Here is a 9471-nt window from a genome sequence, read left to right as displayed (position 1 = left end):
CGGCGTGGCCGGCTGCGCGGCGATGGACGGGACCGTGCTGGTCAACCTGATCAACACCAAACTGACGGTGGCCGTGCGGCTGGCACCGTCGACGGGCGCGGTCACCGGGGAACCCGACGTGGTGCGCAAGGACACCCATGCCCACGCGTGGGCGCTGCGGATGTCACCGGACGGAAACGTCTGGGGCGCAACGGTCAACAAGACCGCCGGGGATGCGGAGAAGCTCGACGACGTGGTGTTCCCGCTGTTCCCGCAGGGCGGCGGCTTCCCGCGCAACAACGACGACAAGACCTAGCGGAAAAGCGCTTTCGTCAGCTCTGCCCGCAGGCGGCCAGCACCAGTTCGCGCACCCGGGCCGCGTCGGCCTGTCCCCGGGTGGCCTTCATCACCGCGCCGACGATCGCGCCCGCCGCGGCCACCTTGCCGCCGCGGATCTTCTCGGCCACATCGGGATTGGCGGCCAGGGCCTCGTCGACCGCGGCCTGGGTCACCGAATCGTCGCGGACCAGCTCGAGACCGCGGGATGTCATCACCTGCTCGGGTTCGCCCTCGCCCCCCAGCACCCCCTCCACGACCTGGCGGGCCAGCTTGTTGGACAACTTGCCCTGGTCGACGAGCGCGATCACCGCGGCGACCTGCGCCGGGGTGATGGCCAGTTCGTCGAGGCCGATGTTCGCTTCGTTGGCCTTCTGCACCAAGAAGTTTCCCCACCAGGCGCGCGCCTGCTCGCTGGCCGCGCCGTGCTTGACGGTCTCCATGACCAGTTCCACGGCGCCGGCGTTGACCAGATCGCGCATCACCTCGTCCGAAACGCCCCATTCCTGCTGAATCCTCTTGCGGCTCAGCCACGGTAGCTCGGGGATCGTCTGGCGCAGCTGCTCGACCAGCTCGCGGCTGGGTGCGACCGGTTCCAGGTCGGGCTCGGGGAAATAGCGGTAGTCCTGGGCGGTCTCCTTGGCGCGGCCCGGGCTGGTGTACCCCGCCTCGTGAAAGTGGCGCGTCTCCTGAATGATCCGGCCGCCGGATGCGAGGACGGCGCCCTGCCGTTGCATCTCGTAACGCACCGCCACCTCAACGCTTTTCAGCGAGTTGACGTTCTTTGTCTCGGTGCGCGTGCCGAACTCGGTCGTTCCGGTCGGCATCAGCGACACGTTCGAATCGCAACGCATCGAGCCCTGATCCATACGGACATCGGATACATCCAAGGCGCGCAACAGGTCTCGCAACGCTGTGACGTAGGCGCGGGCGATCTGCGGTGCCCGGGCACCGGCGCCGACGATGGGCTTGGTCACGATCTCGATCAGCGGCACGCCGGCACGGTTGTAGTCGAGCAGCGACGTCGTCGCGCCGTGGATGCGGCCGGTCTCGCTGCCCAGGTGGGTCAGCTTGCCGGTGTCCTCCTCCATGTGCGCGCGTTCGATCTCGACCCGCCAGGTGGTGCCGTCCTCGAGCGGCGCATCCAGGTATCCGTTGACGGCGATCGGCTCGTCGTACTGGGAGATCTGGTAGTTCTTCGGCATATCCGGGTAGAAGTAGTTCTTCCGGGCGAAGCGGCACCAGGGCACGATCTCGCAGTTCAGCGCCAGCCCGATCCGGATCGCCGATTCCACCGCCGTGCGGTTGAGCACCGGCAGCGAACCGGGCAGGCCGAGGCACACCGGGCATACCTGGGTGTTGGGCTCGGCACCGAACGCGGTGGAGCACCCGCAGAACATCTTGGTGACGGTCGACAGCTCGACGTGCACCTCGAGGCCGAGTACCGGGTCGAAACGCGCGATGACGTCGTCGTAGTCCATGAGATCGGCGCTGGCAGCAACACTCATGCCGTCGATCGTAGTGGTGACCGCGAGCGCGGCGGAGCCGGGCGAAGCGGGTCACCACCATCAGGCGTAGTGGTGACCGCGAGCGCGGCGGAGCCGGGCGAAGCGGGTCACCACCATCAGGCGTAGTGGTGACCGCGAGCGCGGCGGAGCCGGGCGAACTCAGGGCCAGTGCGGCGAGCGCGGCACCGGGAACCGGTTGCGCTCCTCACCCCTGCCCGGGAACATGTCGGCCAGCACGGCCGCCATCTCAAGGTAACTGCGCCGGCTTTCCTTGCTGAGCAGATCCAGCTCAATCTGTTTGCCCTCGTGAATGTGGCGATCGAACGGCAGCACCACCGTCGCGGCGACGCGCGCGGACAATCGCTCGAGTTCCTTGGCGGCCAGCAGCTCTACCTTGGCCGGCTCGACGTGGTTGATCGCCAGTATCGTCGACCCAACCGACGCCTGATATCCGTTGTTGCCCAACCAATCGAGCGTGGTGCCCGTCTTTCGTATCGCGTCGAGGGAGGTGCTGGTCACCACGACCAGGGCCTGCGCCTCGGGCAGGACCGCGTCCATCACCCCGGAATTGAGGGCCTTGGCGCAGTCCACCAGCACGACCGAATAGTGGTTCCGCAGCAGCGAAAACGCTTTCACCACGTCTTGACGCTCGAGTCGCCAGTCGGTGTTCGCATAGTCGGGCAATCCGAGCACTTCCAGGCCGAAATTGTTCATGTAGGTGTGCGCCCGGACATCCGCATAATTCGTGATGGTTTTATCGGCAAGCAATTCGGGCATGCCCACCGAGTTGGGACGGCCATGCCGTTCCGGCAAATCCCCGGCGTCGATATCAACGGCGATGACCCGGTCATGGCGCACATCGGCGAACGTTGACCCCAGCGCCTCCACCACCGTCGTCTTGCCGACGCCGCCTTTGAGATTGAGCACTGCGATGGGAAATGCGCCGCCCACGACCGCGCGAATGCGCTTGCGCAGATCCTCTTTGTACTGCTCGTCCTTGCCTGGGCCCAGATCAACTCCGGTCACGCGGCGGATCAGTTCGCGCCAGTCGAGCCTCGCGGAGCCCTCGCGGTCGTGCTGTACGAGTCCGTCCAGCGCCGTTCCACCCGCAAGTCGCGCCGGCCGCGAACGGACCCGCGAGGCCGGGGCGGGCGCAGGTGGGGGCGGCGGCGGCCTGAACGGCGGACGGCGGATGGAGGGATCCGAGCGGTGGGGTCGCGGCACCGTGGCGGCTGCCGGATCGGCGTCGACGCGTGGAGAAGGTTGCCGCTGCGGATTGGCCGGCGGGCCCGGTGGCCCCGCCGACGACGCGGGATGCTGAACGACTCCGCGAACCGAACCGCGGTTGCTCACACCCCCGGTATAACCCCTGAGGACCAGTCTGAAAACCACGAATTTGCGCCGACCGGTCCTAAGCTGGTCAATCGCCGGGCAAATTCAGGTCGGCGTCAACTCGGAGCCACCCGCCGTTTGCCGAATCCGCCGCGATCAGCCGAAGAAGGCGGCCGCGTCGTCGTAGCGGCTTTCAGGCACCAGCTTGAGCTGACGCACCGCGTCGGCCAGTGCCACCCGGCCGATGTCCTGCCCCCGAAGCGACACCATCTGGCCGTATTCGCCCGCGTGCGCAGCGTCGGCGGCGTTCACGCCGAACCGGGTGGCCAACACCCGGTCATAGGCCGTGGGCGTTCCGCCGCGCTGGACGTGGCCCAGCACGGTCACCCGGACGTCCTTATTGATCCGCTTCTCCACCTCGGCGCCCAGCTGTGCCGCGACGCCGGTGAATTTTTCGTGGCCGAACTCGTCAATCCCGCCTTCGCGCAACGAGATCGAGCCCGGTACGGGTTTCGCGCCCTCGGCGACGACGCAGATGAAGTGCGAATCCCCGCGCTGGAAGCGGCGTTTGACCAACCGGCACACCTCCTCGACGTCGAAGGGTTGTTCGGGAATCAGCGTCATGTGGGCACCGGAGGCCAGCCCCGCGTTCAGCGCTATCCAGCCGGCGTGCCTGCCCATCACCTCCACCAGCATCACCCGCTGATGGGATTCGGCGGTGCTGTGCAGGCGGTCGATGGCTTCGGTGGCCACCGTCAACGCGGTGTCGTGGCCGAAAGTCACGTCGGTGCAATCGATGTCGTTGTCGATGGTCTTCGGCACGCCCACGACGGGAACGTTCTCCTCGGAGAGCCAGTGCGCGGCGGTCAGGGTGCCTTCGCCACCGATGGGGATGAGAACGTCGATGCCGTTGTCGTCCAGAGTCTGCTTGATCTGGTCGAGCCCGGCCCGCAATTTGTCGGGATGCACCCGGGCGGTCCCCAGCATCGTGCCGCCCTTTGCTAACAGCCGGTCATTGCGATCGTCGTTCTGCAGTTGGATGCGTCGGTTTTCCAGCAATCCGCGCCAGCCGTCCTGGAAGCCGACCACCGACGAGCCGTACCGGGCGTCGCAGGTGCGCACCACCGCCCGAATGACGGCATTCAGCCCCGGGCAGTCGCCGCCTCCGGTGAGAACTCCGATCCGCATGCCCTCATCTTGCCCTGCCCGCCACTCGCACGGCGACGAAAGGTCAGATGGCCGACGGCAGCGCGCCGCGGGCGGCCTCGTAGGCGGCGCCCACCCGGTACAGGCGGTCATCGGCCAGCGCCGGCGCCATGATCTGCAGCCCGACCGGCAGGCCGTCGTCGGGCGACAGACCCGACGGCACCGACATGCCGCAGTGGCCGGCCAGGTTCAGCGGCAGCGTGCACAGGTCGAACAGGTACATCGCCAGCGGATCGTCGACCTTCTCGCCAAGCGCGAAGGCGGTGGTCGGCGTCGCGGGCGACACCACCACGTCGACGGACTGGTACGCCTTGTCGAGGTCGCGGGCGATCAGCGTGCGCACCTTCTGCGCCTGGTTGTAATAGGCGTCGTAGTAACCGGCCGACAGCGCGTAGGTGCCGATCATGATGCGCCGCTTGACTTCCGGCCCGAAACCGGTGGCCCGGGTCAGCGCCATCACCTCCTCGGCGCTGTGCGTCCCGTCGTCACCGACGCGCAGCCCGTACCGCATCGCGTCGAAGCGGGCCAGGTTGCTCGACACCTCCGACGGCAAGATCAGGTAGTAGGCGGCCAGCGCGTATTCGAAGTGCGGGCAGTCGACTTCGCTCACCTCGGCGCCCAGTTCGGTCAGCCGGCCGGCGGCCGCCTCGAACGAGGCCAGCACTCCCGGCTGGTAGCCGTCGCCGCGAAGCTGCTTCACCACCCCGACGCGCACGCCCTTGAGATCACCGGCCGCGCCCGCCTTTGCGGCCCCGACGACATCAGGCACCGCGGCGTCGACGGACGTGGAATCGCGGAGGTCGTGACCGGCGATCACCTGGTGCAGCAGCGCGGTGTCCAGCACCGTGCGCGCGCACGGGCCGCCCTGATCCAACGACGACGCGCACGCGACCAGGCCGTAGCGCGACACCGTGCCGTAGGTGGGTTTGACGCCGACCGTCGCCGTGAGCGCCGCAGGCTGCCGAATCGAGCCGCCGGTGTCCGATCCGATGGCCAACGGCGCCTGGAATGCGGCCAGCGCCGCCGCGCTGCCTCCGCCGGAACCGCCGGGCACCCGCTCGAGGTTCCATGGGTTACGGGTGGGCCCGTAGGCGGAGTTCTCCGTCGACGAGCCCATAGCGAACTCGTCCATGTTGGTCTTGCCGAGTATCGGGATGCCCGCGGCGCGCAACCGCGTGGTGACGGTGGCGTCGTAGGGGGAACGCCAGCCTTCAAGGATCTTGGAGCCGCAGGTCGTGGGCATGTCGACGGTGGTGAAGACGTCCTTGAGGGCCAGCGGCACCCCGGCCAGCGGCGACGGCAGCCGCTCGCCGGCGGCCACCGCCTCGTCGACGACGGCCGCCGCGGCAAGCGCCTCGTCGGCGGCCACGTGCAGGAAGGCGTGATACCGGTCGTCGGTCGCGGCGATCTGGTCCAGGCACGCCTGGGTGACCTCGACCGACGACAGCTCCTTGGCGGCGATCCGGGCGGCCAGGGTCGCGGCGTCGGCTCGGATGACGTCGTTCACTCGCTGTCTCCCAGGATCTGCGGCACGGCGAAGCGGCCGTCGGCGGCCTCGGGCGCCTCGGCCAGCGCCTCCCGCTGCGTCAGGCAGGGGGTCGGCTCGTCCGGGCGGGTGACGTTGACGTCCTTGAGCGGGTTGCCGGTCGCCTCGACGCCGGTGACGTCGACCGCCTGCACCTGGCTGACGTGGGTCAGGACGGCGTCGAGCTGGCCGGCGAAGCTGTCGAGCTCGCTATCGGTCAGCGCCAGCCGGGACAGCCGGGCTAGGTGCGCCACCTCGTCGCGGGAGATCTGGGACACGACAGGAAAGCCTAGCCGCGAGCGTGTGGCCGGGTTCAGGGCCGCCGGTTATCCGCGAAAATGCAGTCCAGGCATCGCTGTGCAACAGTGTTGGCCGTGCCGTCCTATCTGTTGCGCATCGAGCTGGTCGACCGCCCGGGCAGCCTGGGCTCGCTGGCCGTGGCGCTCGGTTCGGTGGGCGCCGACATCCTGTCGCTCGACGTGGTGGAGCGCAGCTCGGGGTATGCGATCGACGACCTGGTGATCGAGTTGCCGCCGGGCGCCATGCCGGACACGTTGATCACCGCCGCGGAGTCGCTCTCCGGCGTCCGGGTGGACAGCGTGCGGCCGCACACCGGGTTGTTGGAAGCGCATCGCGAGCTGGAGCTGCTCGACCACGTCGCCGCGGCCGGCGACAAGATGTCGCGGCTGCAGGTCCTGGCCAACGAGGCGCCCAGGGTGCTGCGCGTCAGCTGGTGCACCGTGCTGCGCAGCGCGGGCGACGAGCTGCAGCGCCTGGCCGCCAGCCCGGGGACGCCGGAGACGCGGGCGGCGTCGGCCCCGTGGCTGCCCATCGAACGGGCCGCGACGCTGGACAGCACCGGTGAGTGGGTGCCCCAGGCCTGGCGCGACATGGACACCACGATGGTCGCCGCCCCCCTGGGCGATCCGCACACGGCGGTGGTGTTGGGCCGCCCGGGCCCGGAATTCCGGCCTTCGGAGGTGGCTCGGCTGGGTTACCTGGCCGGGATCGTCGCAACCATGCTGCGCTAGCGGGCGCTACGAGGGCACCTCGTGGAATGGACCGCCGCTGCGCGAGACATTAGACGACGGCGGGCGCTCACGGCGTGTCATATACGTGGTTTAAGTGCCGCGGAGGTGGCCGGCCGTCAAGACCGGCTGGGAGTTCGACCCTGACAGCACCGCCGGGTCGTCGTCGTCCCACAGCAGCAGCTGCCGAACCGCCGGCCGCGGACCGTAGGGCCGCAGCATCGTGCTAGCCGGGCGCGGACGCACGCGTTGCGGCCACCAGAACCACCGTCCGAGAACCGTTGCGACGGAGGGCGTCATGAATGACCGCACGATCAGCGTGTCGAACAAGAGGCCGAGGCCGATGGTGGTGCCGATCTGACCGAGCACCTGAAACCCGCTGAAGACGAACGCACACATGGTGACGGCGAAGACGAGGCCGGCCGAGGTGACGACCGAACCGGAGCCGGCCATCGCGCGGATGATGCCCGTCTTCAGGCCGGCGTGGATCTCCTCCTTGAATCGCGAGATCAACAGCAGGTTGTAGTCGGAACCGACTGCCAGCAGGAGGATTACGGCAAGCGCGAGCACGACCCAATACAGCTGAATGCCGAAGATGTACTGCCAGACCAAAACCGAGAGCCCGAACGAGGCGCCCAGCGATAGGGCGACCGTGCCCACGATGACGAGCGCGGCGATCAGGCTTCGCGTGATGATCATCATGATCAACAGGATCAGGCTCAGCGCGGCGAAGGCCACGATCAACAGATCGTATTTGGCGCCGTCTTGGATGTCCTTGTACGTCGCGGCGGTACCGCCGACGTAGACGTTGGCGCCGGCCATGGGTGTGCCCTTCAACGCCTCGTGGGCGGCCTTGGTGATCGGCTCGATGTGCGCAATGTCCTCGGGCGTCGCGGGATCGCCTTCGTGGGTGACGATCATGCGGGCCGCCTTGCCGTCGGGCGAGAGAAACAGTTTGAGCCCACGCTTGAAGTCCGGGTTGTTGAAGACCTCGGGGGGCAGGTAAAACGTGTCGTCGTTCTTGGCGGCGTCGAAGGCTCGCCCCAGGGCCGTGGCGTTGTCGATGGCGGCCGCCGTCTGCGCGTAAATGCCGGACAGGGTGGCGTAATTGGCCAACGTCAGGTCGTGATTGGTCTGCTGACTGGCGATCTGCGGCGGTATCAGCTCCACCAGCTTCGGCTGCAGCGCGTCAAGCTTGTCCAGGCTGGCCGTGAGGTCTTGGAACCTCTCGGTGAGCTGGTCGATGCCGTCGAGGGCGTCGAAGAGCGATCTGAACGCGAAGCACGCGGGAATGTCGAAACAGTGCCTCTCCCAGTAGAAGTAGCTGCGGATCGGCCGGAAGAAATCGTCGAAGTTCGCGATCTTGTCTCGCAAGTCCTGGATCGTGCCCATCGTGTCGTGAAAGCTCTGGGCCTCACTGTGGGTCGTGTCGGCCAGCTGCTGCTGCAGGACGTATTGCTGCTTGAGGATGTTGATCGTCTTCGCGAGTTCATCCGCCTGTTTCAGCACGTCGTTCGCGCGATCACGTTGATACGTCAGGTTCTCCTGTTGGGCAGCGCTGGAATTGCTCACCACGAAGGCGAGCGAGCTGTGGTCGAGCGGGGTGCCCAACGGCCTCGTGATGGTCTGCACCTGGGCGATGCCGGGCACGTGGAACACCGCCTTGGCCACCCGGTCCAGGATGAGCATGTCGGCCGGGTTCCGCATATCGTGATCCGTTTCCACCATGAGCAATTCGGGCTCCAGCCGGGCGCGCGAGAAATGACGCTCCGCCGCGGTGTATCCGACATTGGCCGGCGCGCTGGCGGGCATGTACGGCCGGGTGTCGTAACTCGTCTTGTAGCCGGGCAGGGCGAGCAGGCCCACGAGGGCCATAGCGCACGCCGCGGCAAGGACGGGTCCGGGCCAGCGGACGATGGCGGTGCCTATCCGCCGCCATCCGCGAGTTCTCATCGCCCGCCTGGGATCGAAGATGCCTGCCTTGGCACCCAGGGTGAGGATGGCCGGGCCGAGCGTGAGTGCGGCAAGAAGCGCGACAACGATGCCCAGCGCGGCGGGAATGCCCAGGCTTTGAAAGTAGGGCAGCCGGGTGAAGCCCAGGCAGGCGACCGCGCCGGCAACGGTGAGCCCCGAACCCAACACGATGTGCGTCGTACCGTGATACATAGTGTAGAAAGCTTTTTCGCGGTCTTCGCCGGTCCCGCGGGCTTCCTGATAGCGGCCCACGAAAAAGATCGCATAGTCGGTCCCGGCGGCGATCACCAACAACGTCAGCAGATTCGTCGCATAGGTCGACAGCCCGATCACCCCGGCGTTGCCGAGGAAGGCGACCAGACCGCGCGCGGCGGACATCTCGATGAGGACCGTTGCGAGCACGAGCAGCGTGGTGAGCACCGAACGATAGACGAAGAACAGCATCAATGCGATCACACCCGGCCCGGCGGCAGCTGCCATCGGTCCGAGGGTGATGGTGTCGCCCGATGATCGAAAGGTGAACGGGTGAAGGGGATTTCGATGGCTTCCCTCGTCAGGCGGGGGTGGATGGTGCTGGTCGCGG

6 protein-coding genes and 2 pseudogenes are annotated in these 9471 nt (G+C 67.5%); 2 read left to right on the top strand and 6 right to left on the bottom strand.

Translation table 11 applies throughout. From position 1 onward, the window contains the following. Positions 1 to 295 (top strand): annotated as a pseudogene (locus A5678_RS00555) (sorbosone dehydrogenase family protein); the annotation flags it as partial. Between the two features lie 16 nt (positions 296 to 311). Here A5678_RS00555 and gatB read toward each other — a convergent pair. The 5 genes from gatB to gatC form a co-directional block, all read right to left on the bottom strand. Continuing rightward, on the bottom strand, positions 312 to 1823 hold the full coding sequence (gene gatB / locus A5678_RS00550; protein ID WP_068036851.1) for an Asp-tRNA(Asn)/Glu-tRNA(Gln) amidotransferase subunit GatB: 1512 nt from the start codon (positions 1821 to 1823) through the stop codon (positions 312 to 314). A 159-nt stretch (positions 1824 to 1982) separates the two neighbouring features. After that, complete coding sequence (locus A5678_RS00545) at positions 1983 to 2849, bottom strand: MinD/ParA family protein (RefSeq protein ID WP_231983541.1); 867 nt, start codon at positions 2847 to 2849, stop codon at positions 1983 to 1985. A gap of 462 nt (positions 2850 to 3311) precedes the next feature. Continuing rightward, positions 3312 to 4343: an ATP-dependent 6-phosphofructokinase gene (locus A5678_RS00540; RefSeq protein ID WP_067948368.1), complete on the bottom strand. Its 1032-nt coding sequence runs from the start codon at positions 4341 to 4343 to the stop codon at positions 3312 to 3314. 43 nt (positions 4344 to 4386) lie between these two features. After that, positions 4387 to 5868 carry an Asp-tRNA(Asn)/Glu-tRNA(Gln) amidotransferase subunit GatA gene (gatA, locus tag A5678_RS00535; RefSeq protein WP_068036848.1) on the bottom strand — a complete coding sequence of 494 codons (1482 nt, stop codon included), beginning with the start codon at positions 5866 to 5868 and terminating at the stop codon, positions 4387 to 4389. Then, positions 5865 to 6164 carry an Asp-tRNA(Asn)/Glu-tRNA(Gln) amidotransferase subunit GatC gene (gene gatC / locus A5678_RS00530; protein WP_068036845.1) on the bottom strand — a complete coding sequence of 100 codons (300 nt, stop codon included), beginning with the start codon at positions 6162 to 6164 and terminating at the stop codon, positions 5865 to 5867. The genes gatA and gatC overlap by 4 nt, the downstream gene beginning before the upstream one ends. A 96-nt stretch (positions 6165 to 6260) precedes the next feature. Between gatC and A5678_RS00525 the strand changes: the two genes are divergently transcribed. After that, positions 6261 to 6917 carry an amino acid-binding protein gene (locus tag A5678_RS00525; RefSeq protein ID WP_156746703.1) on the top strand — a complete coding sequence of 219 codons (657 nt, stop codon included), beginning with the start codon at positions 6261 to 6263 and terminating at the stop codon, positions 6915 to 6917. A 90-nt stretch (positions 6918 to 7007) separates the two neighbouring features. Here A5678_RS00525 and A5678_RS00520 read toward each other — a convergent pair. After that, positions 7008 to 9347 (bottom strand): annotated as a pseudogene (locus A5678_RS00520) (RND family transporter); the annotation flags it as partial. Positions 9348 to 9471 lie beyond the last annotated feature (124 nt).

It is taken from the genome of Mycobacterium sp. E2733 (genome assembly GCF_001667585.1).
GTDB lineage: Bacteria > Actinomycetota > Actinomycetes > Mycobacteriales > Mycobacteriaceae > Mycobacterium.
The sequence above is the reverse complement of the archived record's forward strand: the minus strand, read 5'-3'. Positions and strand labels throughout refer to the sequence as shown.

Excerpts from the sequence above, each read along its gene's own strand:
- gatB (WP_068036851.1), bottom strand. The coding sequence starts at position 1,823 with ATGAGTGTTGCTGCCAGCGCCGATCTCATGGACTACGACGACGTCATC.
- A5678_RS00540 (WP_067948368.1), bottom strand. The coding sequence starts at position 4,343 with ATGCGGATCGGAGTTCTCACCGGAGGCGGCGACTGCCCGGGGCTGAAT.